This is a genomic window from Streptomyces malachitofuscus (assembly GCF_055571035.1).
In genome coordinates, this window is record NZ_JBVIGA010000005.1 from 241,122 (window position 1) to 266,337 (window position 25,216).

Consider the following 25,216-nt stretch of genomic DNA (forward strand, 5'->3'; position numbering starts at 1 on the left):
CCCGGGTCTCCCCCGCCCCTCCGCTCAGCCCCCGAAGATGTTCAGCTCCGCCGCCTCCGCCCCGGCCAGCTCGTACACGGCACCGTCCACCGGACGCCCCGCGTACAGCCGTACGAGGGTCGGCCCGTCCCCGATGTAGCGGGCCGGGGGACGCTCCCCCGAGGTGTCGCCCAGCCGCAGCGGCTCGTCGGCGTCGTCGAGGTCGGCGTGCAGCGGCAGGTGGCCCTTCCGGCCGGTCACCTGGCCCAGCAGGGCGAGCGCGTACGGCAGCCCCGCGCCCGCGTACGCGCCCGGCTCGCCCAGCGCGACGCGCACGTCCCCCGCGTGCACCCACTCGCCCAGCGCCAGCCCGTCCAGCGCTCCGCCCGCGTCGGCGATCAACGGCCCGGCCTCGGTCATCCCGCGGTACAGCTCGTCCACGACCTCGGCGTTCGCCCACCCGGCCCGCTCGGCGATGTCCCGCTCGTTGCTCTCGGGCGAGAACACCCCGTCCTCGAACCGCCGCTCCAGGACCCGGGTGAACGCGGCCGCACAGTGCGCCAGCAGATCCCGCACCGTCCACCCCGGACACGCCGCCACCGGCAGCGCGAAGTCCGCGTCGTCCCGCCCCCGCAGCAGGGGCACCAGCGCGTCCCGCTCGACGGCCAGCAGCCGCCCGGGCAGCTCGGGGTCTCGTACGTTCCGCACATCCGCAGGAGTCGTCATGCCGTCCACGCTAGTGCCGCGGAGGGCTCCGGGGGTCGAGGCGGCGGGTACCGCCCGGGGACAATGAACCCATGGCCGACACCGAAGCCCTGCGTGCCCGTTTCGTCCGCGCCCTGGAAGGGGCCCGTGGTCCCGGCGGCGGTCCCGATCCGCTGCCGTACGCCGACGACCTGCTCGGCCGCTGGCAGGAGCCGCAGCGGCACTACCACACGCTCACCCACCTCACGGCCGTCCTCGACCACATCGACGAGCTGGCGGAGCTCGCCGACGACCCGGACGTCGTACGGCTCGCCGCCTGGTTCCACGACGCCGTGTATCTGCCGGAGCGGTCGGAGAACGAGGAGCGGTCCGCGCGGCTCGCCGAGCGGGCGCTCCCCGAGGCCGGCGTGCCGGCGGGGAAGACCGCCGAGACGGCCCGGCTGGTCCGGCTCACCGTCACGCACGACCCGGCCGACGACGACCGGAACGGGCAGGTGCTGTGCGACGCGGACCTGGCGATCCTCGCGGCCCCGCCGTCGTCGTACGCCGCCTACACCGCCGCCGTCCGCGAGGAGTACCACTTCGTCCCGAGCGACGCCTTCCGCGCGGGCCGTGCCGATGTGCTGCGGCAACTGCTCGCCCTGCCCCGCCTGTTCCGCACGCCGTACGGGCGGGAGCACTGGGAGGCCACCGCCCGCTACAACATGCGCGGCGAGCTGGAAATGCTGTCGACCGCACCCGCACCGCCCGCCTAGCCTGCCCCGCATGCATGCTTCGGGAGCGGAACAGGTGGAGGAAGCCGTCGCGGACTGCGTGGCGGCGCTGGGGGCGGTCACCGACCGGGACTGGAAGGCGGTGCGAGCGGGGCGGCTGGAGTGGAACTGCCGTGAGACGGCCGCCCACATCGCGAGCGACCTCATCGCGTACGCGGGACAGCTGGCCGGGCGGGCGCAGAACGCGTACGTGCCCTTCGACATCACCCTCGAGGCCGGCGAGGAGGGGCTGGCCCGCGCCGACAACGAGGGCGCCCTCCAGGTGATCACCACGACCGGCACCCTGCTCGCCGCCGCCGTCCGCACCACCCCGCGCGCGGTCCGCGCCTTCCACCCGTACCCCTTCCGGCACGCGGGCCGCGAGGGCTTCGCCGCGATGGGCGTGGCCGAGGTGCTGCTGCACACCCACGACATCGCCGAGGGGATGGGAATCGGTTACGAACCGCCGGCCGAGCTGGCGTCCTTCGTGCTGACCCGGATCTTCCCGCAGGTCAAGCCGGGTCCCACGCCGTGGCGGACGCTCCTGTGGGCGACCGGGCGCGGTGAACTGCCGGGCCGGGAGCCGGTCACCGCCTGGCGCTGGAGCAACAACCCGGTGCTCCGCTCGGAGCGGCTGACCCTGGAGGGCGTCACCCCGGCGGCCGCCGCCGACCTGTCGCCGGCGGGTGACGGCGGCTTCGCGTGGGTCGGCGGGGCCGCGGCCGACGGCACCCGCGAGGGCGCCGGGATCATGGTCAAGCAGTACGAGGAAGGCGTGTTCCACCCGGAGTGGGGCATGTACGCGCTGGTCCGGCGCGAGGACGACCTCGCGGTCGGCGCGATGGGCTTCCACGGCGTCCCGGACGGGGACGGCCGGGTCGAGATCGGCTACGACCTCGTGGCGGGCGCACGCGGCCACGGCTACGCCACCGAGGCGCTGCGCACGCTGTCACGCTGGGCGCTGGAGCAGGACGGCGTACGGACCGTGGCGGCCGTCGTCGACCACGAGAACGTGCCCTCGCAGAACGTCGTCGCCCGGGCCGGCTTCACCCGGGTCTCCGAGGACGTGGGGCAGATCACCTACGAACTGCGCGGCTGAGCCGTCCCCTTGCGCCGGCGCAGCCCCGCCCCGTGCAGCAACCGCACCACCTCGCGGCTGCTCACCTCGACCGCCCCCGCGCGCACCGCGTCGGTGTACCGGTGCCCGGGGATGTCGTAGTGGTCGCGTTCGAAGGCGCGGCGGGGCACGCCCAGACGGTCGGCGAAGGCGTGCAGTTCGGCGTAGGAGAGGTCGCTGACGAGGTGGGACCACATCCGGCCGTGACCGGGCCAGGTGGGCGGGTCGATGTACACGGTCACGAGGGCATCGCTCCGCCCAGCGCGCCCACCGCGGCGACCTTCACGCCCGCCTTGTGGCAGACCCAGTGCGGGTCGGGGCCGAGTTCCGGCTCCACCTCCAGCGCGTGCGGGTCGCCGGTGCCGCACACCGGACACAGGGGCCAGCGCCCGTACCGTTCCAGCAGGGCGTCCTGGACGTCCTGGGCGACCAGGCCGGGGAGGAACCCGGCGCCGTCCGGCCACTGTTCGACCCACCAGCGCCGGTGGGCCACGGAATCCTCGACCATGGACACCACGTCCGCCTCGGCGACCTCGCGCGCGACCAGATCGGCGAGCACGAGAGCGCGCGCCGCGTGCAACGCTTGTTCCAGAGGGCCGACCGGGCGGGCGCCGGGTTCGCCGTGGGGCTGGGGATCCATGCCCCTATTGTGCGCACTCTTGACCGCGAGGCCGCCGCGAAAATATCTTTCATTCCGTGACCAATGACCTGAAGGAAACTTTCGCGAGTGGTCCGGGCGCCACCACGCCCGCCCCGCCCGCGCCCGCCGCCCTCGCGGCGAAGGTGCGCACGCTGGCGCCGTCGATGACCCGCTCCATGCAGCGGGTCGCCGAAGCCGTCGCCGACGACCCGGCCGGCTGCGCGGCCCTCACGGTCACCGGCCTCGCCGAACTCACCGGCACCAGCGAGGCCACCGTCGTCCGCACCGCCCGCCTGCTCGGCTACCCCGGCTACCGCGATCTGCGCCTGGCGCTGGCCGGTCTCGCCGCCCAGCAGCAGTCCGGGCGCGCCCCCGCCATCACCACGGACATCGCGGTGGACGACCCCATAGCCGACGTCGTCGCCAAGCTCGCCTACGACGAGCAGCAGACCCTCGCCGACACCGCGGCCGGCCTCGACACCGTGCAGCTCGCCGCCGCCGTGTCCGCCCTCGCCGGCGCCCGCCGCACCGACGTGTACGGCGTGGGCGCGTCGGGTCTCGTCGCCCAGGACCTCACCCAGAAGCTGCTGCGCATAGGCCTGTTGGCCCACGCCCACAGCGATCCGCACCTCGCGGTCACCAACGCCGTGCAGCTCCGCTCGGGCGACGTGGCGATCGCCGTCACGCACTCCGGATCGACCGGGGACGTCATAGAACCGCTCCGGGTGGCCTTCGAGCGCGGGGCGACGACCGTGGCGGTCACCGGCCGCCCGGACAGCCCCGTCACGCAGTACGCCGACCACGTCCTGACCACGTCCACGGCCCGCGAGAGCGAGCTGCGGCCCGCCGCGATGTCCTCCCGGACGGGGCAGTTGCTGGTGGTGGACTGTCTGTTCGTGGGGGTCGCGCAGCGGACGTACGAGGCGGCGGCACCGGCGCTGGCCGCTTCCTACGAGGCGTTGGCGCATCGGCACCGGGTGCTCCGCAAAGGGCCGTAGGGGTTGAGCGCTGTTGTCGACTGCGGGTGGTCTGTGGTTGATCGCGCAGTTCCCCGCGCCCCTAGGTGAGCCGCCCAACCCAGACTCGAAAGACACCGCCCATGACTTCCACCCCACACCACCCCGACCTTCGTGCCCAGTTGGAGACGCTGACCACCGAGGCGTTCCGGCCGGAGTTCGCGGACGTCGACCGGCTGCCGACGCTCGACATCGCGCGGCTGATGAACGGCGAGGACGCCACCGTGGCCGGTGCCGTCGCCGAGCAGGTGCCGGCGATCGCCGCCGCGATCGACGCCGTCGCCGAGCGGATGGCCCGCGGCGGCCGGCTGGTCTACGCGGGCGCGGGCACCGCCGGGCGGCTGGGCGTACTGGACGCCTCCGAGTGCCCGCCGACCTTCAACACCGCCCCCGAGCGGGTCGTCGGCCTGATCGCGGGCGGCCCCGACGCCGTGGTCACCTCCGTCGAGGGGGCCGAGGACTCCCCGGAGCTGGCAGAGGCCGACCTGGCCGCGCTGGAGCTGACCGCCGACGACACGGTGGTCGGCATCTCCGCCTCCGGCCGCACCCCCTACGCGATCGGCGCCGTGGCGTACGCCCGCGCCCGGGGCGCCCTCACCGTGGGCCTGGCCTGCAACCGGGGCAGCGCGCTCGCGGCGGCGGCCGAGCACGGCATCGAGGTCGTCGTGGGCCCCGAGTTCCTGTCCGGCTCCACCCGCCTCAAGGCCGGCACGGCACAGAAGCTCGTCCTGAACATGCTGTCGACGATCACGATGATCCGGCTGGGCAAGACGTACGGGAACCTGATGGTCGACGTCCGCGCCTCCAACGAGAAGCTGCGGGCCCGCTCCCGCCGTATCGTCGCGCAGGCGACGGGCGCGGCGGACGACGTCGTCGAGCGCGCCCTGGCCGCCACGGACGGTGAGGTCAAACACGCGATCCTGGTCATCCTGGCCGACGTCGACGGCCCCACGGCCACCCGCCTCCTCACCGAGTCCGACGGCCACCTGCGCACCGCGCTGGCCAAGGCGGGCACCGGGGCCTAGGCGACCGGCGGATACTGGGGGGACCCGACCCGGAGACACTGGGGGGACCCGACCCGGAGACAAACCATGAACCACGCGCAGCTCACCGCGCTGGGCCGCGCCCTGCGTGTGCTCGGGGAGCACGGCGAGGCGCTGTCCGCCGACACGCCGGACGCCCGGCTGCACGAAGTGAAGGACGACCTGCGGCGCGCCCTGGACCTGCTGGAGGAGAGCGTCACCACGGCCGCGCCCAGCACGCGCTGCGCCGAGCACCCCACAGGCCCGGTGGACAAGAGCGCCCCGGATCTGTGCCTGCTCTGCGAGACCCGGCGCCGCGCCGCCCGCCGCGCCGAGTTCAACGGCCCCGCGCCGGCGTCCCGGCCCGCCGAGCGCGCGGAGTCCCGGTACGGGGTGCGCGGTGACCGGCCGCAGCCGCAGCAGCGCTGGCTGCCGGAGGCGTGGAACGGCCAGGCGTGGCAGCTGTGCGGGACCCCGCGCCGGGACCGGCGCGAGGCCGAGCTGTTCATCGCGGCGCAGCGGCGCGGGTCCCGGCCCGCCATGGCGTACCGGATCGTGCACGAGTTCACCGACTACGAGGTGCTCCGGGTGTGGGGCACCCCGGTCAGGGTGGACATCGAACCGATGGGCAATCTCTGAGGGGTGCCCGGAGGGCTCAGCTCAGCGTCCGCAGGGACGCCGGCTCGTACGGCGCCAGCTCGTCGAAGCGGCCGGCGAGCACCTTGGCCGCCCAGTGCGGGTCCTGGAGCAGCGCCCGCCCCACGGCGACGAAGTCGAACTCGTCCCGCTCCATCCGGTCGAGCAGGTTGTCGATGCCGGCGAGCTCGGCGCCCTCTCCCTGGAAGGCCTTGAGGAACTCCCCGTTCAGGCCGACCGAGCCGACCGTGATGGCGGGCTTGCCGGTCAGCTTCTTCGTCCAGCCGGCGAGGTTGAGGTCGGAGTCCTCGAACTCGGGGAGCCAGTAGCGGCGCGTGGACGCGTGGAAGGCGTCGACACCGGCCGCGGCGAGCGGGGCGAGGATCGCCTCCAGCTCCTGGGGCGTTTCGGCGAGCCGGGCGTCGTAGGCGTCCTGCTTCCACTGCGAGTAGCGGAAGACGACCGGGAAGCCGGGCGACACGGCGGCGCGCACCGCCGCCACGATCTCCGCGGCGAACCGCGCACGGGCCACCGGGTCGCCGCCGTAGCCGTCGGCACGGCGGTTGGTGCCGGACCACAGGAACTGGTCGATGAGGTAGCCGTGGGCGCCGTGCAGCTCCACGCCGTCGAAGCCGATGCGCTCGGCGTCGGCGGCCGCCCGGGCGAACGCGGCGACGACGTCGTCGATGTCGGCCTGCGTCATCGCCTTGCCGGCGCCCTCGGTGCCGTCCGTGCGCACCCCTGACGGACCGACCGCCGGAGCCTGCGGGTACGGCGCCTGGCCCTGCTCACGGACCATGCCGATGTGCCACAGCTGCGGCACGATCGTGCCGCCCGCCGCGTGCACCGCCTCGGCGACCTTCGCCCAGCCCGCCAGCTGCTCCTCGCCGTGGAACCGCGGCACCCGATCGCTCTGCCCGGCGGACTCGTGCCCCACGTACGTCCCCTCGGTGACGATCAGCCCGACACCGGCGGCGGCACGGCGGGAGTAGTACGACACCACGTCCTCACCGGGCACACCGCCCGGCGAGAACATCCGGGTCATCGGAGCCATGACGATGCGGTTGGGAACGGTCAGGCCGTTGATGGTGGCGGGCCGGGAGAGAATCCCGGCGGCCCGGGCGGTGGTGTCCGAGGCGGTGACGGTCACGTGAAGGGCTCCTCGAGTCGATACCGGATGGTATGTGCGCATGCATTGAATCCGCTTCGACGTCAACCGGAGGGAACCCAGCGGCATTCCATCCACCCCGCACCACCCACCCGTGATCCCCGCCACACCCCCGAGCGGTCCGGGCGAACCGGCCCCGCACGCGCCGAGGGCGGCACCCCCTGTCGGAACAGGGGATGCCGCCCTCGGACACGCGACGGACGGATCCGATCCTCGGAAGGATCAGAAGTCCATGTCACCGCCCGGCATGCCGCCGCCGGCCGGGGCCGCGGCCTTCTCCGGCTTGTCGGCGATGACGGCCTCGGTGGTGAGGAACAGCGCGGCGATGGAGGCGGCGTTCTGCAGGGCGGAACGGGTCACCTTCGCCGGGTCGATGATGCCTTCCTTGACCAGGTCGACGTACTCGCCGCTCGCGGCGTTCAGGCCGTGACCCGGGGTCAGGTTGCGCACCTTCTCCACCACGACGCCGCCCTCGAGGCCGGCGTTCACGGCGATCTGCTTCAGCGGGGCCTCCAGCGCGAGCTTCACGGCCTGGGCGCCGGTCGCCTCGTCACCCTCGAGCTCCAGCTTCTCGAAGACCTGGGAGGCCTGCAGCAGGGCCACGCCACCACCGGCGACGATGCCCTCCTCGACGGCCGCCTTGGCGTTGCGCACGGCGTCCTCGATGCGGTGCTTGCGCTCCTTGAGCTCCACCTCGGTGGCGGCACCGGCCTTGATGACCGCGACACCGCCGGCGAGCTTCGCCAGGCGCTCCTGCAGCTTCTCGCGGTCGTAGTCCGAGTCGCTGTTCTCGATCTCGGCGCGGATCTGGTTCACGCGGCCCTGGACCTGGTCGGCCGAGCCGGCACCGTCGACGATGGTGGTCTCGTCCTTGGTGATGACGACCTTGCGGGCCTTGCCCAGCAGGTCGAGCGTGGCGTTCTCCAGCTTGAGGCCGACCTCCTCGGAGATGACCTCGCCGCCCGTGAGGATGGCGATGTCGCCGAGCATGGCCTTGCGGCGGTCGCCGAAGCCCGGGGCCTTGACGGCGACGGACTTGAAGGTGCCGCGGATCTTGTTGACGACCAGGGTCGACAGGGCCTCGCCCTCGACGTCCTCGGCGATGATCAGCAGCGGCTTGCCCGACTGCATGACCTTCTCCAGGAGCGGGAGCAGGTCCTTGACGTTGGAGATCTTGGAGTTCGCGATCAGGATGTACGGGTCGTCGAGGACGGCCTCCATACGCTCCATGTCGGTGGCGAAGTACGCCGAGATGTAGCCCTTGTCGAAGCGCATACCCTCGGTGAGCTCCAGCTCCAGACCGAAGGTCTGGGACTCCTCGACGGTGATGACGCCTTCCTTGCCGACCTTGTCCATGGCCTCGGCGATCAGCTCGCCGATCTGGGTGTCGGCGGCGGAGATGGAGGCCGTGGAGGCGATCTGCTCCTTGGTCTCGACATCCTTCGCCTGCTCCAGCAGGGCGGCGGAGACGGCCTCGACGGCCTTCTCGATACCGCGCTTCAGAGCCATCGGGTTGGCACCGGCGGCGACGTTGCGCAGGCCCTCCTTGACCAGGGCCTGGGCGAGAACGGTCGCGGTGGTCGTACCGTCACCGGCGACGTCGTCCGTCTTCTTGGCGACTTCCTTGACCAGCTCGGCGCCGATCTTCTCGTACGGGTCCTCGAGCTCGATCTCCTTGGCGATGGACACACCATCGTTGGTGATCGTGGGGGCGCCCCACTTCTTCTCGAGGACGACGTTGCGGCCCTTGGGGCCGAGCGTCACCTTGACGGCGTCCGCGAGCTGGTTCATGCCGCGCTCGAGGCCGCGCCGCGCCTCCTCGTCGAACGCGATGATCTTGGCCATGTGAAGTGGTCCCTCCAGGACTGGGGGTGATTCCTTCGGACCGCGCCCGCGCCCGCGACGGACGGCTCGCCGGCCCCGTGGTTCCTTGCCCCACACGGCCCGCGGGCCTCACCGACCCGGTCCTCGTTGTCACTCTCACCTTCAGAGTGCTAACGCCAATGATTAGCACTCGACCCATGCGAGTGCAAGCGCCCATGGGGTGTACACGGGGGCGCTCAGCCGCGCGCGAACACCGCCGTACGGCGGTGGCGGGCACGGCGAAGGGCCCGTACCCCAAGAGGTACGGGCCCTTCGTCGGCAGAAGATCCTTGCGGCAGGTAGCGCGTTCAGGCGCTGAGACGAACCATGTCGGCCTGCGGGCCCTTCTGACCCTGCGAGATCTCGAACTCGACCCGCTGGCCTTCTTCGAGGGTGCGGTAGCCGTCCATCTGGATCGCGCTGTAGTGGACGAAAACATCCGCACCACCGTCGACCGCGATGAAGCCGTACCCCTTCTCCGCGTTGAACCACTTGACGGTGCCCTGAGCCATGCCTAACTCCCCTATTACTGGCCCTTGCACAGATCCACACTTCGCGGATCCGGGTCAGACCTCACCCCCCAACGGTTGGGGGCGTGCGCCGGAACGCGTCGACCGCGGCTGAATGTATCTGTCCAACTGCCGTCTGCAACAGGTCAATCGGACGAGAAATCTGGACGACACCGGTCCGGAATGTGGCGAGAATTCGCCTGAATTCAGGTCAAGTCGGGCCGGGCAAACGTCACAAATGCCGCGAGAAGGGCCCACACTTTGGCTACATCCAGTCGGGCGGGCGGCAGAAATTCACGGTGCTCGATCAGTGGATCAGGAGCGCGTTCCCCAACCCTACCGCGCTCAATCCCATGGAATTGCCCCCTCCGCATCTCTCACGGAGGGGGCAAAGTCCTCTACGCTCGGTCACCGCCATTACCGAAGGTAATGATCAGCCGCCGGCCACCGCCGGAATGATCGACACACCGGCCCCGTCCGGGGTGGCCGTGTCGAGCCCCTGCTCGAACCGCACGTCGTCGTCGTTGACGTACACGTTGACGAACCGACGCAGCTTGCCCTGATCGTCCAGGACCCGGGCGGCGATGCCCGTGTGGTTCTTCTCCAGGTCCGAGATGACCTCGGCGAGGGTGGTCCCCTCGGCGTTCACCTCGGCCTTGCCGCCGGTGTAGGTGCGCAGGATGGTAGGGATGCGAACAGTAACGCTCACTGTGAAACCTCCGGTCAGGTGACGTACCCAGGGGCGCGGGGAACTGCGCGATCCGTCACGACAGCCCCGCGGAAGAACAACTCAGACAAGACCGGCTTCACGGAACGACTCCAGGCTCGGACGGATCGTCGCCGTCAGCCCTGTGCCGGCCACCGCGTCCAGCGTCTTCAGACCATCACCCGTGTTGAGCACGACCGTGGTCAGGGACGGGTCGAGCACACCGCTCTCGAGAAGCTTCTTCGTCACGCCGACCGTGACACCCCCCGCGGTCTCCGCGAAGATCCCCTCCGTCCGCGCGAGCAACGTGATCGCCTCGACGATCTGCTCGTCCGTGACGTCCTCCACCGCACCGCCCGTGCGACGGGCGATGTCCAGGACGTACGGACCGTCCGCCGGGTTCCCGATCGCCAGCGACTTGGCGATCGTGTCCGGCTTCTGCGGACGGACGACGTCGTGCCCGGCCTTGTACGCCGTGGAGACCGGCGAGCACCCCTCCGCCTGCGCACCGAAGATCTTGTACGGCTTGTCCTCGACGAGCCCGAGCTTGATCAGCTCCTGCAGCCCCTTGTCGATCTTCGTGAGCTGCGAGCCGGAGGCGATCGGGACCACGATCTGGTCGGGCAGCCGCCATCCCAGCTGCTCGCAGATCTCGTAGGCGAGGGTCTTGGAGCCCTCCGCGTAGTACGGCCGCAGGTTGACGTTGACGAAGCCCCAGCCCTCGCCGGCCGGGTCGCCGATCAGCTCGGAGCAGAAGCGGTTCACGTCGTCGTAGTTGCCCTCGATGCCGACGAGCTCCCCGCCGTAGACGGCGGCCATGACGACCTTGCCCTGCTCCAGGTCGTGCGGGATGAACACGCAGGAGCGGAAGCCCGCGCGGGCGGCGGCGGCACCGACCGCGCCGGCGAGGTTGCCGGTCGAGGAGCAGGACAGCGTGGTGAAACCGAAGGCGCGGGCGGCCTCGATGGCCTGGGCCACGACGCGGTCCTTGAAGGAGTGCGTCGGGTTGCCGGAGTCGTCCTTGATGTACAGGCCGCCGGTGACGCCCAGCTCGCGGGCGAGGTTGCCGGCCTGGACGAGCTTGGTCCAGCCGGGGTTCAGGTTCGGCTTGGTCGCGACGTCCGCCGGGACGGGCAGCAGGGGCGCGTAACGCCAGATGTTCGCGGGTCCCGCTTCGATCCGCTTGCGGAGCTCCTCGGTGTCGTGGGCCGAGAAGTCGTAGGCGATCTCCAGCGGGCCGAAACACTCCTCGCAGGCGAAGACCGGGCCGAGGGGCACGCGGTGACCGCATTCGCGGCAGGACAGCGCGGCGGCGGAGCCCAGGTCGACGGAGTTCGCGGCGGCGGAGTCGGTGGAGCTTGCAACAGTCTGCACAGCCATGTGAGGCGAGGCCCTTTCTCCTCATCTTCCTCACGACGCATCTCGCCGTGAGACGGATTTGGCACCTTCCCTAGCCGGGAGCCTCGCCACGTCCCTGTGACAAGAACCGACTGGAGGGTTGCCGGGGCTTCATCGGGCCGTTTCCCTCTGCCCCTCTGGATGAGCGGTGTTCAGTTGTCCGCGCGACGACCCCGGCATGCGATGGTCATCGGCGTTGTTCAAGACTGTAACCGAAGGCCTGGATGGTGGAGACAGTCCGTCCGAACCGCGAGATGGATCACAGGCCAGTGAGGAGCCGGGGACCGTGCTGGAAGAAGTCGAGCGCTGGCTGACCGAGCGTTCCTGGTCCGTGGCCGACCGACCGCTCCACCGGCTCCTGGCGGCGAAACGCGCGACGGGGCAGACGGTGAGCGTGGTGCTGCCCGCGCTGAACGAGGAGGCGACGGTCGGCGAGATCGTCTCGCGGATCCGGCGCGACCTGGTGCTCCGGGCCCCGCTGGTCGACGAGGTCGTGGTGGTCGACTCGGGCTCGACCGACCGCACGGCCGAGGAGGCGGCGGCCGCGGGCGCGACGGTGGTGCACCGGGACGCGATCCTGCCCCGGGTGCCGGCGGTCCCCGGCAAGGGCGAGGTGCTGTGGCGGTCGCTGCTGGTCACCCGGGGCGACATCGTGTGCTTCGTCGACGCGGACCTCAGGGAGTTCTCCTCCGACTTCGTCTCCGGCATCGTCGGCCCGCTCCTCACCGAACCCGGCGTGCAGCTGGTCAAGGCCATGTACGACCGTCCGCTCACGGTGTCCGGCGGGCCCGCCTCCGGCACGGTCGCGGCCGGTCAGGGCGGCCGGGTCACCGAGCTGGTGGCCCGCCCGCTGCTGAACATGCACTGGCCCCGGCTGGCCGGCTTCGTCCAGCCGCTGGGCGGCGAGTACGCGGCCCGCCGCACCCTGCTCGAACAGCTCCCGTTCCCGGTCGGCTACGGCGTCGAGCTCGGCATGCTGGTCGACGCCCTGCACCTGGTGGGCCTGGACGCGCTGGCCCAGGTCGACGTCGGGGTGCGCAAGCACCGGCACCAGGACGGCCAGGCCCTCGGCCGCATGGCCGCCGCGATCTACCGCACCGCGCAGCTGCGCCTGGCCCGCGGTCACATGATCCGGCCGTCCCTGACCCAGTTCGAGCGCACGGGCGCCACCTTCGAAGCCCGGACGTACTCCGTCGACACGGAGGAGCGGCCGCCGATGGCCGAGATCGCGGAGTACCAGGCCCGCAGGGTGGCCTGACCCTCCGGCCGCCCCTGCCCCGGGATCAGCCGGCCACGCCGTCCGACCAGCGCCAGATGCCGCCGGAGTCCAGCGCGCAGGTCAGGTACTCGCCGCCCCGGCCGTGCGTGCTCAGTCCCCGGTGCTTCTTGGCGCAGAACTGGCCGTCGGCGTAGCAGTTGCCGGCCGGGCTGGTGAGCTCGCAGGTGCCCGTACCGCCGCCCCCGGTGCCCCCGCTTCCGCCCGCCTCCTGCGTCGGCGCCGGTTCGGGGGTCGGGGTGGGCTTCGGGGTGTGCAGCAGGCGGCCGTCGCAGTCGCGGCCGTCGCGCGGGACGGTGAACGTCACGCCGTCGGACCCGTCGGTCTGCTCGCAGACCTTCTCGCCGCTGCCCCAGGAGGAGGCCCGCTTGCCGGTGCCCTCCAGGCGGACGGTGTGGTCGAGGCCGGCCTTCTCGGCCGCGCGGATGGCCGTCCCGACGCGGTCGCCGGTGTGGTCCGACAACGTGACGGGGGTCGGGGTGGGCGTAGGGGTGGGCGTCTCGGTGGTGGGGGACGCCTCGGGCGTGGGGCTGCCGCTGCTCGGCGTGGCGGTGACCGCCGCGGGCCGGTCGTCCGCGCCCTGTGTGCCGGCGTCTGCGCCGCCGCAGCCGGCCAGGGCCAGCGCGGAGGCCGCGATCAGCGCCGTCGTCCCGGCGAATCCGCGCATGCGTATGCGTATGGGCATGGCGCCCACCCCCCAGATGTTGAAACGTGCACCACGCATCCTCCGCTCGTTCACATCCCCCACACAACCCACGTGACCAAATCGCCACCGAGGTGACGCGCGGGCACGTTTGAGGTTCCGGGGGCCGGGCTAGGTTGAGGCGTATGGCTGCAAGCTTCGGTGCTGCTCGCGTGCTGGTCGCCTCCAACCGGGGACCGGTGTCGTACGAGGTGGGAGAGGACGGCTCGCTGCGGGCCAGGCGGGGCGGCGGCGGACTGGTGTCCGGGCTGTCGGCGATCGGGCCGGAGGCGGGTGCGCTGTGGGTGTGCTCGGCGCTGTCCGACGGCGACCGCGAGGCCGTGCGGCGCGGGGCCGGCGAGGACGGCGTACGGATGCTGGACATCCCGGCGGACGTGCACGCGGACGCGTACAACGGGATCGCCAACTCGGTGCTGTGGTTCGTGCACCACATGCTCTACCAGACGCCCCTGGAGCCGGTCTTCGACGCGGAGTTCCGCCGCCAGTGGGCGTCGTACGAGACCTACAACCGCGCGTTCGCCGAGGCGCTGGCCGAGGAGGCGGCGCAGGGTGCGGCGGTGCTGGTCCAGGACTACCACCTGACGCTCGTCCCCGGGATGCTCCGGGAACTCCGCCCGGACCTGCGCATCGGGCACTTCTCGCACACCCCGTGGGCGCCGCCGGAGTACTTCGCGATGCTGCCCGACGACATCGCCCGCCAGGTGCTGCGCGGGATGCTCGGCGCCGACCGGCTGGGCTTCCTCACCCGGCGCTGGGCGGACGCGTTCACCGCGTGCTGCGAGCGCTTCGCGGGCGGGCTCGGCGACACCCGGATCGGCGTGCACGGGCTGGGCGCCGACGCGGACTTCCTGCGCGCCCGCTCCCACGAGGCCGACGTCGACGAGCGGATGGCCGCGCTGCGGGAGGAGATCGGCGAGGGGCGCCGGACCATCGTCCGGGTCGACCGCACCGAGCTGTCGAAGAACATCGTGCGGGGCCTGCTGGCGTACCGGCAGCTCCTGGACGACCGCCCCGAGTGGCGCGAGCGCGTGGTGCACGTCGCCTTCGCCTACCCCTCCCGGCAGGACCTCGCCGTCTACCGCGACTACACCGCCGAGGTGCAGCGGCTCGCCGAGGACATCAACGAGCGCTACGGCACGCCCGGCTGGCGGCCCGTCGTCCTCCACGTCAAGGACGACTTCGCGCGCTCGCTGGCCGCGTACCGGCTGGCGGACGTGGCCCTGGTCAACCCCATCCGCGACGGCATGAACCTGGTCGCCAAGGAGGTACCGGTCGTCTCCGACGCGGGCTGCGCGCTGGTGCTGTCACGGGAGGCGGGCGCCCACGAGGAGCTGGGCGAGGACGCGATCACGGTCAACCCCTACGACGTCGTCGAAACCTCCCGCGCCCTGCACGAGGCCCTGACGATGAGCCCGGCCGACCGCACCGACCGCACCAAACGCCTGGCGGCCTCGGCGACGGCGCTCCCCCCGGCCCGCTGGTTCCTGGACCAGTTGGAGGCACTGCGGGACGGGACGCCGTCCCGCTGACCGGGATGGCCGGTCGGGCAGGCGTGCGACCCGGTGGCCGTGGATAGGTTGGGCGTATGGCCAGCCATACGGATTCCACGGACCCGAATGCCACGCCCACGCCCGCCACGCAGGCCGGCCGGGAGGGACTGGAGGCGCTTCTCGCCCGCCCCGGGAAAGCACTGATCGGGCTCGACTTCGACGGGACGCTCGCACCGATCGTGGCCGATCCCGAGCAGGCCCGCGCGCACCCCGACGCGGTACCCGCGCTCGCCGCGCTCGCCCCGAAGGTGGCCGCGGTCGCGGTCGTCACGGGCCGGCCGGCGGGGGTCGCGGTACGCAACGGGGGCTTCGCGGGCGTTCCCGGTCTGGAGCACCTCGTCGTGCTCGGCCACTACGGCGCCGAGCGCTGGGACGCCGTCACCGGCACCGTCACCGCGCCCGCGCCGCATCCCGGTGTCGCCTCCGCCCGCGCGGAGCTTCCGGGGCTGCTCGACCGGGTCGGCGCGTGGCAGGGCACCTGGATCGAGGAGAAGGGCCGGGCGGTGGCCGTGCACACCCGCAGGGCCGACGATCCGGAGGCCGCGTTCGAGGCCCTGCGCGAGCCGCTGGCCGACCTCGCCACCCGGCACGGCCTCGTCGTCGAGCCGGGCCGCATGGTCCTGGAGCTGCGCCCGCCGGGCATGGACAAGGGTGTCGCCCTCATGGAGTACGCGCGGGAGATCGGCGCGGAGTCGGTGCTCTACGCCGGGGACGATCTGGGCGACCTCGCCGCGTACACGGCGGTCGACAAGCTCCGCGCGGCGGGGACGCCCGGGCTGCTGGTCTGCAGCGGCAGCGAGGAGGTCACGGAGCTGCGGGAACGCGCGGACGTGGTGACGGACGGCCCGGCCGGCGTCGTACGCCTGCTGCGGTCCCTGGCGGAGCGGATGCCGTGACGATTTGTTCTCGCCCCCGCCGCCCCTTCCCGTCCCGACCTGGGGCTCCGCCCCAGACCCCGCTCCTCAAACGCCGGAGGGGCTGACCCACCAGCCCGTCCGGCGCTTGAGGACGAGGCCCGAAGGGCCGACAGGGGGTCTGGGGGCGCAGCCCCCGGGGTCGGGACGGGAAGGGGCGGCGGGGGCGATCAACGCTCCGTGCGACGGCGCTCCCGGATGCGGCGCAGGCGGTTGACCGTCACCGGGTCGTGGGCCAACGCACGGGGATCGTCGAGAAGGGCGTTCAGGAGTTGGTAATAGCGCACGGGCGCCAGGCCCAGCACTTCCCGGATCGCGCGCTCCTTCACCCCGGGCCCCGTGAAGCCCCGGCGCTCCAGCGCGAGAATGTCCCGCTCACGCCGGGCGAGCCCGCCTCCCTCGTCCCCCGTGCCGTCCATGCCCCGCAGACTACTCCGCGCTCTCCGCGCGCGTGGCCGTCGCCTGGAGCGCGCCCAGGACGCCGGCGGGGCTGCCGCCCGGCTCGACCGCCTTGCCGATCTGCTTCTTGATCGCCGCGTTGACCGCCGCCCAGGACGTGTTGCCGACCGGGTAGAGCTCCGAGGTCGGCAGCTGGTCGAGGAACGGCTTGAGGTCCTTGTCCTGGCCGGACGCCGCCATCACGCGGGACGCGGAGCCGGTGACCGGAAGCAGGTTGTACTCGCGGGAGAAGTCGAGCACGTTCTTCTCGCTGTAGACGAAGTCGAGGAAGTCGCCGACCTCGTCGCGGTGGCCGTTCTCGTTGAAGGCCATCATCCAGTCGGCGACGCCGAGGGTGGCGGAGCTCTCGCCGTCGACGCCGGGCGTCGGCACCATGCCGTACTTGACGCCCTTCTTGCCGGCCGTCTCCATCAGCGAGGGATGCCCGTTGAGCATGCCGACGTCACCGGCGGCGAACGCCTCGAACGCCTTGGCCCGGTCGAGCTTGCCGGGCGCGACGGGACCGGTGAGGCCCTTGCCGACCAGTTCGTCCCGCAGCCAGCTGAAGGTCTCGACGTTCTCCGTGGAGTCGATGCCGTACGTGCCCGCCAGGTCGGTGTAGCCGCCGTCGCCGCTGAGCAGCCACTGCATGGTCTCGGCCTGTGCCTCCTCCGGGCCGAGCGGCAGCGCGTACGGGTACTTCACGCCCTGCGCCTTGAGCGCCTCGGCGTTCGCGGCGAGTTCGTCCCATGTCTTCGGCGGGGTGATACCGGCCTCGGCGAACAGGTCCTTGTTGTAGAAGAGCACGCGTGTGGACGCGGCGAACGGCATGCCGTACTGCACGCTGTTGACCTCGCCCGCGGTGGAGAGCTGGGAGAGGAAGTCCGCCTGGACGGGTATGGAGAGCAGGTCACCGGCCTTGTAGAGCTTGCCCTGGGCCGCGTAGTCGGCGTACGCGCCGATCTGCGCCATGTCCGGCGGGTCGCCGGCGTCGACCATCTCCTTGACCTTGCGGTCGACGTCGTTCCAGGAGTGGACGCTGACGTCGATCTTCACTCCGGGGTGGTCGTCCTCGTAGCGCTCGACCAGGTCGGCCCAGTACTTCTTGGAGCTGTTGGCCGCGCTGTTGCCGTAGTCCGCGGCGACGAGACTCAAGGTCACGTCGGACGATCCGCCTCCGCCGCCGCATCCGCCGAGGACTCCTGCCAGTCCCAGCGCGGACACCACCGCGATCGCCCTTGTCCCGACCCGCCGCTGCACGTGCCTCGCCCCTGCCCCGGCGCCCCGCGCCGTTCGAAATTTTTCGATGATTCAGAATAGGTCTACACCACGTGAGTGGACTAGACCTCTTGCGGGTCCCCGGTCCACACTGTTTCCCGTGAAACATGTCATCGCCCTCGACGTGGGCGGCACCGGGATGAAGGCCGCCCTGGTCGGGGCGGACGGCGAGCTGCTGCACCAGGCCCGCCGGCCCACCGGCCGGGAACGCGGCCCGGACGCGGTCGTCGCGGAGATCCTCGACTTCGCGGCGGAACTGCGTGCCCACGGCATCCGCCGGCACGGCGTCCCCGCGTCCGCCGCCGGTGTCGCCGTCCCCGGCATCGTCGACGAGTCGGAAGGAGTCGCCGTCTACGCGGCGAACCTCGGCTGGCGCGACGTCCCGCTGCGCGCGCTGCTCACCGAGCGCCTCGGCGGCGTCCCCGTCGCCCTCGGCCACGACGTGCGCACCGGCGGACTCGCCGAGGGCCGCATCGGTGCGGGCCGGGGCACTGACCGTTTCCTGTTCGTGCCCCTGGGCACCGGCATCGCGGGCGCCATCGGCATCGACGGCCGGGTCGAGGCGGGCGCGCACGGCTTCGCGGGCGAGATCGGCCACATCGTCGTACGGCCCGGGGGCGCTCCCTGCCCGTGCGGGCAGCGCGGCTGCCTGGAGCGGTTCGCGTCCGCCGCCGCCGTGAGCGAGGCGTGGGCGGCCGCCTGCGGCGACCCGGGCGCGGACGCGGCCGACTGCGCCAAGGCCGTCGAGTCCGGGGACGCGCGGGCCCGTCAGGTGTGGCAGGACGCGGTGGACGCGCTCGCCGACGGGCTGGTCACCGCACTCACCCTGCTGGACCCGCGCACGCTGATCGTCGGTGGCGGGCTCGCCGAAGCGGGGGAAACCTTGTTCACACCCCTGCGGGAGGCCGTCCGGCGGCGGGTCACCTTCCAGAGGCTGCCGTCCCTGGTGCCCGCGGCCCTCGGGGACACCGCCGGATGCCTGGGCGCGGGGCTCCTCGCCTGGGATCTGATCGACACCACTGACCCCTCGTACCCCTCGGAGGTAACCACCTGATGGCCCCCACCAAGGTTCTCACCGGTGCCCGGGTGGTCCTGCCCACCGGGACCGTGGACGACGGGCGCGTGATCGTCGAGGGCACGCGGATCGCCGCCACGGCACCCGACGACGCCGAGACGGCCGACCTGTCCGGCCACTGGCTGGTCCCCGGCTTCGTCGACATCCACAACCACGGCGGCGGCGGGGCGTCCTTCGCCGGCGGCACCGCCGAGGACGTGCTCAAAGGTGTCCACGCCCACCGCGTGCACGGCACCACCACGGTGGTCGCCTCCGCCGTCACCGGTGACCTGGACTTCCTCGCCCGGCACGCCGGGATGCTCGCGGAACTGGCCCAGCAGGGCGACATCGCCGGGATCCACTTCGAGGGGCCGTTCATCTCCCCCTGCCGCAAGGGCGCGCACGACGAGCAACTGCTGCGCGACCCCGACCCGGCCGAGGTCCGCAAACTGCTCGACGCCGCGCACGGACAGGCGCGCATGATGACGCTGGCCACGGAGCTGCCGGGCGGCCTGGACTCCGTACGGCTGCTCGTCGAGCACGGGGTGCTCGCGGCCGTCGGACACACCGACGCCACCTACGAGCAGACCGTCGCCGCCATCGACGCGGGTGCGACCGTCGCGACCCACCTCTTCAACGCGATGCCCGCGCTCGGCCACCGCGCCCCGGGTCCGATCGCCGCCCTGCTGGAGGACGAGCGGGTCACCGTCGAGCTGATCAACGACGGCACCCATCTGCATCCGGCCGCGCTCCAGCTGGCCTTCCACCACGCGGGCGCCCAGCGGGTCGCCTTCATCACCGACGCGATGGACGCGGCCGGCTTCGGCGACGGCCGCTACATGCTGGGCCCGATGGAGGTCGAGGTCGCGGACGGCGTGGCCCGGCTGGTGGAGGGCGGTTCGATCGCCGGCTCCACGCTCACCCTGGACCGCGCCTTCAAACGGGCGGTGACGGTCGACGGGCTGCCCGTCGAGGACGTCGTCGCGGCGGTTTCCGCCAACCCGGCACGGCTGCTCGGCCTGGCCGACCGGATCGGCTCCCTGGAGCCCGGCAAGGACGCCGACCTGGTGGTTCTGGACGCCGGCTTCGACCTGGTGGGCGTGATGCGCCGGGGAGAATGGGTGGTCGATCCCCAACTGGGCTGATCCGTCCGCCGGTCGACGGACGGTGGCCGGTCCGAGGGGTGGGCCGACCGCCGTCCGTTTGGCATGATCGTGCTCCCGGGACACACGGCAGGCGCACGCACAAAGGGGGAGGTCGGCCCGGTGATACTCACGGTCACGCTGAACACCGCTCTCGACATCACCTATCACGTACCGTCCCTGCGGACGGGGGACTCCCACCGGGTCTCCGGGGTGACGGAACGCCCCGGCGGCAAGGGCGTCAATGTGGCCCGGGTGCTCGCCGCCCTCGGTCACGAGGTGACGGTCACCGGCTTCTCGGGCGGTACGACGGGACGGATCCTGCGTGACCGGCTCACCGAGGTCCCGCAGCTGACGGACGCACTGGTCCCGGTCTCCGGCACCACCCGGCGCACCGTCGCGGTGGTGGACGAGCGCTCCGGCACCACCACCCAGCTCAACGAGCCGGGCCCCGACATCACCCACGCCGAGTGGTCCGCGTTCCAGGAGGTGTACGAGGATCTGCTGGCCTCCGCCTCGGCGGTGGCCCTGTGCGGCAGCCTGCCCCCGGGTGTCCCGGTGGGCGCGTACGCGGGCCTGATCCGCACGGCACGCGCGGCCGGGGTCCCGGCCCTCCTCGACACCAGCGGCGCGGCGCTGCGCCGCGGGGTCGCCGGGCGCCCCGACATCCTCAAGCCCAACGCCGACGAACTGGCCGAACTCACCGGCTCCCACGAACCGTTGCGCGCCACCCAGGACGCCCGCCGCAGGGGCGCGGGCACGGTGGTCGCCTCCCTGGGCCCGGACGGTCTCCTCGCGGCCACCCCGGACGCCCGCTGGCGCGCCGCCCCACCGGCCCACCTCCGCGGCAACCCGACGGGCGCGGGCGACTCGGCGGTCGCGGGCATCCTCTCGGCCCTCGTCGAGCACCAGCCCTGGCCGGCCCGTCTGTCCCGGGCGGCCGCCCTGTCGGCGGCCACGGTCCTCTCCCCGACCGCCGGCGAATTCGACCGGGCGACCTACGAGAACCTGCTGCCGGACATCACGGTGACGCGGGAAACGACGGCGGCGTAGGCCAGGTCAGCTCTGGACCTGGCCCTCCTTGAGCCACAGCTGGTCGAGCAGGACGTTGCACTTGTCGCCGTCGCCGCAGGAGACCGAGATCGTGTTGGTGCCCTTGTTGAGCGTGGGATAGGCGTAAGTCTGGGTCCAGCCCTTGGAGAAGTCGCCGTCCTTGGCCTTGGCGAAGTTGTCCATGTTCAGCTTGGTGCCGAACGGCTTGCCGTTGACCGTGAGCGTCATCGACTGGGGATCGTCGGTCGTGCTGTAGCGGACGAAGACCGTGTAGGCGCCGTCCTTCGGGATGCCGTTGACGGTCCAGGTGACCGTGGCACCCGGCTTGTTGAGTCCCGCGACATAGATGCCGCCGTCGGACTGCGCACCCTCGACGTCCGAGGCGAGGGCCGCTCCCCCGTCCAAGCGGAGCGCCTTCGCGTCGATGGTCGGCAGCTCGGCCTCTTCCTCGTCCTTGCCGCCCTCGCTCGCCGACGGGCTCGGCTTGCCCTCGTCCTGGCTCTGGGTCGGGCTCGCGCCCGCCTCGTTGCCGCCCTTGTCGTCGTCATCGCCGCCGATCATGGCGACGCCGATGCCGATCACGACGGCCGCGACCACGGCGATCGCGCCGATGAGGAGACCCTTGGTGTTCGGGCCGCGGCCCCGGCCGCCACCGCCGCCGCGCGACGGCTGCGGGGAGTGCGCCGCGGGTGCGCCGCCGGGAAGGGTCTCCGGGGCGGCGTAGTGGGCGCTCGGCTGCCCGTAGGCGCCCTGCTGCGGCGGTGCCTGCGGAGCGGGCGCCTGCTGGCCGTACTGCCGGGTCCCGACCGGCCGCACCCGGTTGACCGAGTTCGGGTAGCCGTAGCCCCCGGACGGCGGCTGGGCCCCGTTGGCCTGGCCGTCGGCGTAGAGGTAGCCGAACGGGTCGTCGTCCTCGGGCGTGCTCGCGCCGTTGTTGCCGGGCGTCATCCCTTGGTGCTCCTAGCTGCGGATCGGGTGCGGTACGTGGGTGGCGACAGCGAGCCTACCCGCTCCCCATGACCCGAACGGGTGACCCGGACCGCATCAACTCACTGACCTGCGCATCATCCCGCGCGTCTGTGCTGTTTGGGACGAGATCGTTTCTCGACGTACATGCGTTCGTCGGCGGACTTCAGCACTTCGTCCGCAGTCATCCCGCAATGTGCCCACCCGATGCCGAAGCTGGCCCCGACCCGCACGGCCCTTCCTTCGGCCCGGATGGGCTGGATGATCTCGTTGCGCAGCCGTACGGCGAGGTCCTGGGCGTCGGCCCGGCCGAGCCCGTCGGCGAGGATCACGAACTCGTCGCCGCCGAGCCGGGCGACGGTGTCGCCGTCCCGCACGCCGTTGCTGAGCCGGCGGGCGACCTCGATGAGCACCGCGTCGCCCGCGTTGTGCCCGAACCGGTCGTTGATCGACTTGAAGCCGTCGAGGTCGCAGAAGAGCACCGCAAGCCCCTTGGTGCCGTCGTCGAACTCCGCGGCCGGCGCGACCGTGTGCACATGGTGGTCGAAGCCCTCGTAGCCCTCGCTGCCCGGCGGGAAGTCGAAGTCGTGGCCCCGGTCGAAGACGGGCGGACCGTAGGCGGCGTCGTGGGAGTCGAAGGACTCGTAGGGGTCCATCGAGTCGACGTCGGCGGGCAGCGCCTGCTGCGGCTGCTGCCGGCACAGCCGGGAGGACAGCCGCGCCCGCAGCTCCGCGGAGTTCGGGAGTCCGGTGAGCGAGTCGTGGGAGGCGCGGTGGGCGAGCTGGAGCTCGCGGCGCTTGCGCTCCTCGATGTCCTCGACGTGGGTGAGCAGGAAGCGGGGGCCGTCGGCGGCGTCGGCGACCACGGAGTTGCGCAGGGAGACCCAGACGTAGCTGCCGTCGCGGCGGCCGAGGCGCAGCTCGGCCCGGCCTCCCTCGGCCGACGTGCGCAGCAGGGTGCCGATGTCCTCGGGGTGGACCAGGTCGGAGAACGAGTAGCGGCGCATCGCGGAGGCGTGGCGGCCGAGGAGGCGGCACAGGGCGTCGTTGGTGCGCAGGATGCGGCCGTGCTGGTCGCCGCCCATCTCGGCGATGGCCATGCCGGAGGGGGCGTACTCGAAGGCCTGCCGGAAGCTCTCCTCACTGGCCCGCAGTGCCTGCTGCTCGCGTTCGAGCCGGACCAGGGCGCGCTGCATGTTGGCTCGTAGGCGCGCGTTGCTGATCGCGATGGCGGCCTGGAAGGCGTACATCTGGAGGGCCTCGCGGCCCCAGGCGCCGGGTCGCCGGCCGTTGCGCGGGCGGTCCACGGAGAGCACGCCGACCAGCTCGCCGGAGGTGCCGCCGCCCTGCGGGCCGGGGGCGTACATCGGCGCGAAGAGCCGGTCGGAGGGGTGCCACTCGTCCTCGAAGCGGGGCGCGGGCCCGTCGGTGTACCACTGCGGGACGTCGTCGTCGTCGAGGACCCAGCCCTCGGTGTGCGGTATGAAGATCAGGTCGCCCCAGCGCTCGCCCATGCCCAGGCGGCGGTCCCAGGACTCACGGGAGCCGGTCCGGCCGGTGATGAGGGCCTCGGCGGCGGAGTTCCCGGCCAGGGCGGCGACCACGAGATCGCCGTCGGGGCGTACGAGGTTGACGCAGGCCAGCTCGTACCCGAGGGCGCCCACGACGCCGTCGGCGACCGTCTGCAACGTGTCCGCCAGGCTGCGTGCCGTGTTCATGTCGGCCATGGCCCGGTGGAGTTGCCGCAGCGACGCAAGACGGACGTAGGGTTCCGACTCGGTCTCCATCCTCGCCCTCCCCCCGAGACCTCGGAGTGAATCAAGGGTTCTCTTCGGCGTATCGTCCTACCAGCTTCCCCGCCACTGAATCACAGCGCGCTGCCCACTCGGTACACAGGGTCAACAATTACTGCCCCTTGTGACTCAAGTCACAGCTAAACGTGAACAATTGCGTGGTCTTTCCGCGCTTTCCCCGTGCTTTTACCGAACACGGTTTTTACGGCGGTTGCGCGGGACCCGCGCCCGGACCGGGCGCCGGTCGGGCGTTGGTCCTAGGTCCCGGCTCGGGCCATGGCCCGATGCGGTGCCCATGGAGCGGAGATTAGCGTTCCAGTGTGCTGAACACTCCCGCCGCACCGGCCACGATCACCGTTCCGCCTCCCGCCCGGCATGCTGAGGGGGTGAGCAACGACGAGTTCCGCGCAGCCATGTCCCGTCTGGCCGCCGGCGTGGTCCTGGTGACCGCACAGGAGCCGCCGCTGGACCCCGACGACCCACAGGCACCGGCCGGCGAGGACGTCGGCATGACCGCGACCGCGTTCCTCTCGGTCTCCCTGGACCCGCCACTGGTGCTGGTCAGCCTGCGCAACGGCTCCCGCATGGACGAACTGCTCGACGAGCAGCCGACGTGGGCGGTGTCCGTGCTCTCCGAGAGCCAGCGCCACATCGCGGGCCGCTTCGCGATGAAGGGCCGGGTCAGCGACCGTCTGCTGTTCGCGGACATCCCGTACCTGCGCGGCGAGTACAGCGGGGCACCTCTGGTGGGCGGGGCGCTGGCCACGCTGGAGTGCCGGACCGAGCAGCGGGTACAGGCCGGGGACCACACCCTGGTGATCGGCCGCGTCATGACCGCCCGCGTACCGAGCGCGGAGGGCGGTCCGCTGACGTATTTCCGGGGCCGTTACCGGCAGTTGGGCTGAATGCTTCGCCGACGTTCCCGAAATCCCTTTTACGGAACGCGATTTCGCTGCCTAGGGTGCCGGGGTGACAACGACCACGGCCCCCCGCCTCGAAGAGATCACCCCGAAGAACCTCGAGGCCGCCCTCGCCATACGGGTCCGCCCCGATCAGCAATTCGCCGTCGCCCCGGTCGTGAAGTCCCTCGCCGAGGCGTACGTCCACGCCGGCTCCGCCTGGCCCCGTCTGATCATGGACGGCGACCGCGCGGTCGGCTTCCTGATGGCGTTCCTGGACATCGACTGGCACGACGACGGCAGTTCCGTCCGCTCCGGCCTGTGGCGGCTGAACATCGCGGCCGAGGAACAGGGCAAGGGCTACGGCCGCTTCGCCGTGCAGGCGGTCGCCGAGGAACTCCGCCGCCGCGGCACCAAGGAACTCCACGTCACCTGGCACCCCGGCGACAAGGGCCCCGAGAACTTCTACCTGACCCTGGGCTTCCGCAGGACCGGCGAGACCGTGGAGAAGGAGACGGTCGGCGTACTCCCCCTGACCTGAACCCGCCCCCTGCGAACCGCACGACCGAACCACCCCCCCAGGGCCCCCTGCCAACCCACGGCCGGACCACCCCCCAGGGGCGCGGGGAACTGCGCGAC

At 72.0% G+C, this 25,216-nt stretch carries 26 protein-coding genes and 1 riboswitch; of the genes, 13 read left to right on the forward strand and 13 right to left on the reverse strand.

The window, feature by feature from the left end:
• Positions 1 to 24: 24 nt before the first annotated feature.
• Positions 25 to 705: a maleylpyruvate isomerase family mycothiol-dependent enzyme gene (locus ACZ44S_RS09475; RefSeq protein ID WP_466926364.1), complete on the reverse strand. Its 681-nt coding sequence runs from the start codon at positions 703 to 705 to the stop codon at positions 25 to 27.
• Positions 706 to 776: 71 nt separating this feature from the next.
• On the opposite strand from ACZ44S_RS09475, the gene ACZ44S_RS09480 reads away from it, so the two are divergent.
• Together ACZ44S_RS09480 and ACZ44S_RS09485 are read left to right on the forward strand one after the other, a co-directional pair.
• On the forward strand, positions 777 to 1,439 hold the full coding sequence (locus ACZ44S_RS09480) for an HD domain-containing protein (RefSeq protein WP_466926366.1): 663 nt from the start codon (positions 777 to 779) through the stop codon (positions 1,437 to 1,439).
• A gap of 34 nt (positions 1,440 to 1,473) precedes the next feature.
• Positions 1,474 to 2,535: a GNAT family N-acetyltransferase gene (locus ACZ44S_RS09485; RefSeq protein WP_466926691.1), complete on the forward strand. Its 1,062-nt coding sequence runs from the start codon at positions 1,474 to 1,476 to the stop codon at positions 2,533 to 2,535.
• On the opposite strand, the gene ACZ44S_RS09490 is transcribed toward ACZ44S_RS09485, so the two are convergent.
• The gene (locus tag ACZ44S_RS09490; protein WP_190166430.1) at positions 2,517 to 2,795 is read right to left on the reverse strand and encodes a DUF4031 domain-containing protein; all 279 of its coding nucleotides are present in this window, start codon (positions 2,793 to 2,795) and stop codon (positions 2,517 to 2,519) included. The genes ACZ44S_RS09485 and ACZ44S_RS09490 overlap by 19 nt on opposite strands.
• Positions 2,792 to 3,193, reverse strand: a complete 402-nt coding sequence (locus tag ACZ44S_RS09495) for a hypothetical protein (RefSeq protein ID WP_466926369.1) — start codon at positions 3,191 to 3,193, stop codon at positions 2,792 to 2,794. The genes ACZ44S_RS09490 and ACZ44S_RS09495 overlap by 4 nt, the downstream gene beginning before the upstream one ends.
• Before the next feature lie 56 nt (positions 3,194 to 3,249).
• On the opposite strand from ACZ44S_RS09495, the gene ACZ44S_RS09500 reads away from it, so the two are divergent.
• From ACZ44S_RS09500 to ACZ44S_RS09510, 3 genes are all read left to right on the forward strand, one after another.
• Positions 3,250 to 4,191: a MurR/RpiR family transcriptional regulator gene (locus ACZ44S_RS09500; protein ID WP_466926372.1), complete on the forward strand. Its 942-nt coding sequence runs from the start codon at positions 3,250 to 3,252 to the stop codon at positions 4,189 to 4,191.
• A 101-nt stretch (positions 4,192 to 4,292) separates the two neighbouring features.
• Positions 4,293 to 5,234, forward strand: coding sequence for an N-acetylmuramic acid 6-phosphate etherase (murQ, locus tag ACZ44S_RS09505; protein WP_466926374.1), 942 nt, complete (start codon positions 4,293 to 4,295; stop codon positions 5,232 to 5,234).
• Positions 5,235 to 5,300: 66 nt separating this feature from the next.
• The gene (locus ACZ44S_RS09510) at positions 5,301 to 5,870 is read left to right on the forward strand and encodes a hypothetical protein (protein ID WP_466926376.1); all 570 of its coding nucleotides are present in this window, start codon (positions 5,301 to 5,303) and stop codon (positions 5,868 to 5,870) included.
• A 16-nt stretch (positions 5,871 to 5,886) separates the two neighbouring features.
• Here ACZ44S_RS09510 and ACZ44S_RS09515 read toward each other — a convergent pair whose 3' ends face one another.
• From ACZ44S_RS09515 to thrC, 5 genes are all read right to left on the reverse strand, one after another.
• A complete protein-coding gene (locus ACZ44S_RS09515; RefSeq protein ID WP_466926378.1) occupies positions 5,887 to 7,017 on the reverse strand; it encodes an NADH:flavin oxidoreductase in 1,131 nt (376 codons plus the stop codon).
• Between the two features lie 240 nt (positions 7,018 to 7,257).
• Positions 7,258 to 8,880, reverse strand: coding sequence for a chaperonin GroEL (gene groL, locus ACZ44S_RS09520; protein ID WP_190166436.1), 1,623 nt, complete (start codon positions 8,878 to 8,880; stop codon positions 7,258 to 7,260).
• Positions 8,881 to 9,206: 326 nt separating this feature from the next.
• Positions 9,207 to 9,410: a cold-shock protein gene (locus ACZ44S_RS09525; protein ID WP_004929928.1), complete on the reverse strand. Its 204-nt coding sequence runs from the start codon at positions 9,408 to 9,410 to the stop codon at positions 9,207 to 9,209.
• Positions 9,411 to 9,840: 430 nt separating this feature from the next.
• Positions 9,841 to 10,116, reverse strand: a complete 276-nt coding sequence (locus ACZ44S_RS09530; RefSeq protein WP_466926380.1) for a MoaD/ThiS family protein — start codon at positions 10,114 to 10,116, stop codon at positions 9,841 to 9,843.
• A gap of 81 nt (positions 10,117 to 10,197) precedes the next feature.
• A complete protein-coding gene (thrC, locus tag ACZ44S_RS09535) occupies positions 10,198 to 11,493 on the reverse strand; it encodes a threonine synthase (protein WP_466926382.1) in 1,296 nt (431 codons plus the stop codon).
• Between the two features lie 18 nt (positions 11,494 to 11,511).
• Positions 11,512 to 11,659, reverse strand: a riboswitch (SAM riboswitch).
• A 138-nt stretch (positions 11,660 to 11,797) separates the two neighbouring features.
• Between thrC and ACZ44S_RS09540 the strand changes: the two genes are divergently transcribed.
• Positions 11,798 to 12,769 carry a glucosyl-3-phosphoglycerate synthase gene (locus tag ACZ44S_RS09540; RefSeq protein WP_466926385.1) on the forward strand — a complete coding sequence of 324 codons (972 nt, stop codon included), beginning with the start codon at positions 11,798 to 11,800 and terminating at the stop codon, positions 12,767 to 12,769.
• Positions 12,770 to 12,794: 25 nt separating this feature from the next.
• Here the strand turns inward: ACZ44S_RS09540 and ACZ44S_RS09545 are convergent, their stop codons facing one another.
• Positions 12,795 to 13,472 (reverse strand): hypothetical protein, encoded by a 678-nt coding sequence (locus ACZ44S_RS09545; protein WP_466926387.1) that lies wholly within the window; start codon positions 13,470 to 13,472, stop codon positions 12,795 to 12,797.
• A gap of 143 nt (positions 13,473 to 13,615) precedes the next feature.
• On the opposite strand from ACZ44S_RS09545, the gene ACZ44S_RS09550 reads away from it, so the two are divergent.
• Together ACZ44S_RS09550 and otsB are read left to right on the forward strand one after the other, a co-directional pair.
• Complete coding sequence (locus ACZ44S_RS09550; RefSeq protein ID WP_466926389.1) at positions 13,616 to 15,019, forward strand: alpha,alpha-trehalose-phosphate synthase (UDP-forming); 1,404 nt, start codon at positions 13,616 to 13,618, stop codon at positions 15,017 to 15,019.
• 56 nt (positions 15,020 to 15,075) lie between these two features.
• Complete coding sequence (otsB, locus tag ACZ44S_RS09555; protein WP_466926392.1) at positions 15,076 to 15,936, forward strand: trehalose-phosphatase; 861 nt, start codon at positions 15,076 to 15,078, stop codon at positions 15,934 to 15,936.
• 188 nt (positions 15,937 to 16,124) lie between these two features.
• On the opposite strand, the gene ACZ44S_RS09560 is transcribed toward otsB, so the two are convergent.
• On the reverse strand, positions 16,125 to 16,373 hold the full coding sequence (locus ACZ44S_RS09560; protein ID WP_466926395.1) for a DUF3263 domain-containing protein: 249 nt from the start codon (positions 16,371 to 16,373) through the stop codon (positions 16,125 to 16,127).
• Between the two features lie 10 nt (positions 16,374 to 16,383).
• Positions 16,384 to 17,652: an extracellular solute-binding protein gene (locus ACZ44S_RS09565; protein ID WP_466926397.1), complete on the reverse strand. Its 1,269-nt coding sequence runs from the start codon at positions 17,650 to 17,652 to the stop codon at positions 16,384 to 16,386.
• A gap of 118 nt (positions 17,653 to 17,770) precedes the next feature.
• Here ACZ44S_RS09565 and ACZ44S_RS09570 point away from each other — a divergent pair, with 118 nt between their 5' ends.
• From ACZ44S_RS09570 to ACZ44S_RS09580, 3 genes are all read left to right on the forward strand, one after another.
• Positions 17,771 to 18,724: an ROK family protein gene (locus ACZ44S_RS09570; protein ID WP_466926399.1), complete on the forward strand. Its 954-nt coding sequence runs from the start codon at positions 17,771 to 17,773 to the stop codon at positions 18,722 to 18,724.
• Entirely contained in the window at positions 18,724 to 19,869 is a 1,146-nt protein-coding gene (nagA, locus tag ACZ44S_RS09575) for an N-acetylglucosamine-6-phosphate deacetylase (protein WP_466926402.1), read from the forward strand. The genes ACZ44S_RS09570 and nagA overlap by 1 nt, the downstream gene beginning before the upstream one ends.
• 120 nt (positions 19,870 to 19,989) lie before the next feature.
• On the forward strand, positions 19,990 to 20,919 hold the full coding sequence (locus ACZ44S_RS09580; protein ID WP_466926403.1) for a 1-phosphofructokinase family hexose kinase: 930 nt from the start codon (positions 19,990 to 19,992) through the stop codon (positions 20,917 to 20,919).
• A 6-nt stretch (positions 20,920 to 20,925) separates the two neighbouring features.
• Here ACZ44S_RS09580 and ACZ44S_RS09585 read toward each other — a convergent pair whose 3' ends face one another.
• The gene (locus tag ACZ44S_RS09585; RefSeq protein ID WP_466926405.1) at positions 20,926 to 21,867 is read right to left on the reverse strand and encodes a carbohydrate-binding protein; all 942 of its coding nucleotides are present in this window, start codon (positions 21,865 to 21,867) and stop codon (positions 20,926 to 20,928) included.
• A gap of 116 nt (positions 21,868 to 21,983) precedes the next feature.
• Positions 21,984 to 23,672 (reverse strand): diguanylate cyclase CdgB, encoded by a 1,689-nt coding sequence (gene cdgB, locus ACZ44S_RS09590; protein ID WP_466926408.1) that lies wholly within the window; start codon positions 23,670 to 23,672, stop codon positions 21,984 to 21,986.
• Between the two features lie 326 nt (positions 23,673 to 23,998).
• On the opposite strand from cdgB, the gene ACZ44S_RS09595 reads away from it, so the two are divergent.
• Both ACZ44S_RS09595 and ACZ44S_RS09600 read left to right on the forward strand, forming a co-directional pair.
• Positions 23,999 to 24,583 (forward strand): flavin reductase family protein, encoded by a 585-nt coding sequence (locus ACZ44S_RS09595; RefSeq protein WP_466926410.1) that lies wholly within the window; start codon positions 23,999 to 24,001, stop codon positions 24,581 to 24,583.
• 64 nt (positions 24,584 to 24,647) lie between these two features.
• The gene (locus tag ACZ44S_RS09600; RefSeq protein WP_466926412.1) at positions 24,648 to 25,118 is read left to right on the forward strand and encodes a GNAT family N-acetyltransferase; all 471 of its coding nucleotides are present in this window, start codon (positions 24,648 to 24,650) and stop codon (positions 25,116 to 25,118) included.
• The last annotated feature ends 98 nt before the right edge of the window (positions 25,119 to 25,216 follow it).

Excerpts from the sequence above, each read along its gene's own strand:
- ACZ44S_RS09585 (WP_466926405.1), bottom strand. The coding sequence starts at position 21,867 with ATGACGCCCGGCAACAACGGCGCGAGCACGCCCGAGGACGACGACCCG.
- thrC (WP_466926382.1), bottom strand. The coding sequence starts at position 11,493 with ATGGCTGTGCAGACTGTTGCAAGCTCCACCGACTCCGCCGCCGCGAAC.
- otsB (WP_466926392.1), top strand. The coding sequence starts at position 15,076 with ATGGCCAGCCATACGGATTCCACGGACCCGAATGCCACGCCCACGCCC.
- nagA (WP_466926402.1), top strand. The coding sequence starts at position 18,724 with ATGGCCCCCACCAAGGTTCTCACCGGTGCCCGGGTGGTCCTGCCCACC.
- ACZ44S_RS09495 (WP_466926369.1), bottom strand. The coding sequence starts at position 3,193 with ATGGATCCCCAGCCCCACGGCGAACCCGGCGCCCGCCCGGTCGGCCCT.
- ACZ44S_RS09550 (WP_466926389.1), top strand. The coding sequence starts at position 13,616 with ATGGCTGCAAGCTTCGGTGCTGCTCGCGTGCTGGTCGCCTCCAACCGG.
- ACZ44S_RS09510 (WP_466926376.1), top strand. The coding sequence starts at position 5,301 with ATGAACCACGCGCAGCTCACCGCGCTGGGCCGCGCCCTGCGTGTGCTC.
- ACZ44S_RS09545 (WP_466926387.1), bottom strand. The coding sequence starts at position 13,472 with ATGCCCATACGCATACGCATGCGCGGATTCGCCGGGACGACGGCGCTG.
- ACZ44S_RS09475 (WP_466926364.1), bottom strand. The coding sequence starts at position 705 with ATGACGACTCCTGCGGATGTGCGGAACGTACGAGACCCCGAGCTGCCC.
- ACZ44S_RS09525 (WP_004929928.1), bottom strand. The coding sequence starts at position 9,410 with ATGGCTCAGGGCACCGTCAAGTGGTTCAACGCGGAGAAGGGGTACGGC.
- groL (WP_190166436.1), bottom strand. The coding sequence starts at position 8,880 with ATGGCCAAGATCATCGCGTTCGACGAGGAGGCGCGGCGCGGCCTCGAG.
- murQ (WP_466926374.1), top strand. The coding sequence starts at position 4,293 with ATGACTTCCACCCCACACCACCCCGACCTTCGTGCCCAGTTGGAGACG.
- ACZ44S_RS09560 (WP_466926395.1), bottom strand. The coding sequence starts at position 16,373 with ATGGACGGCACGGGGGACGAGGGAGGCGGGCTCGCCCGGCGTGAGCGG.
- ACZ44S_RS09480 (WP_466926366.1), top strand. The coding sequence starts at position 777 with ATGGCCGACACCGAAGCCCTGCGTGCCCGTTTCGTCCGCGCCCTGGAA.
- cdgB (WP_466926408.1), bottom strand. The coding sequence starts at position 23,672 with ATGGAGACCGAGTCGGAACCCTACGTCCGTCTTGCGTCGCTGCGGCAA.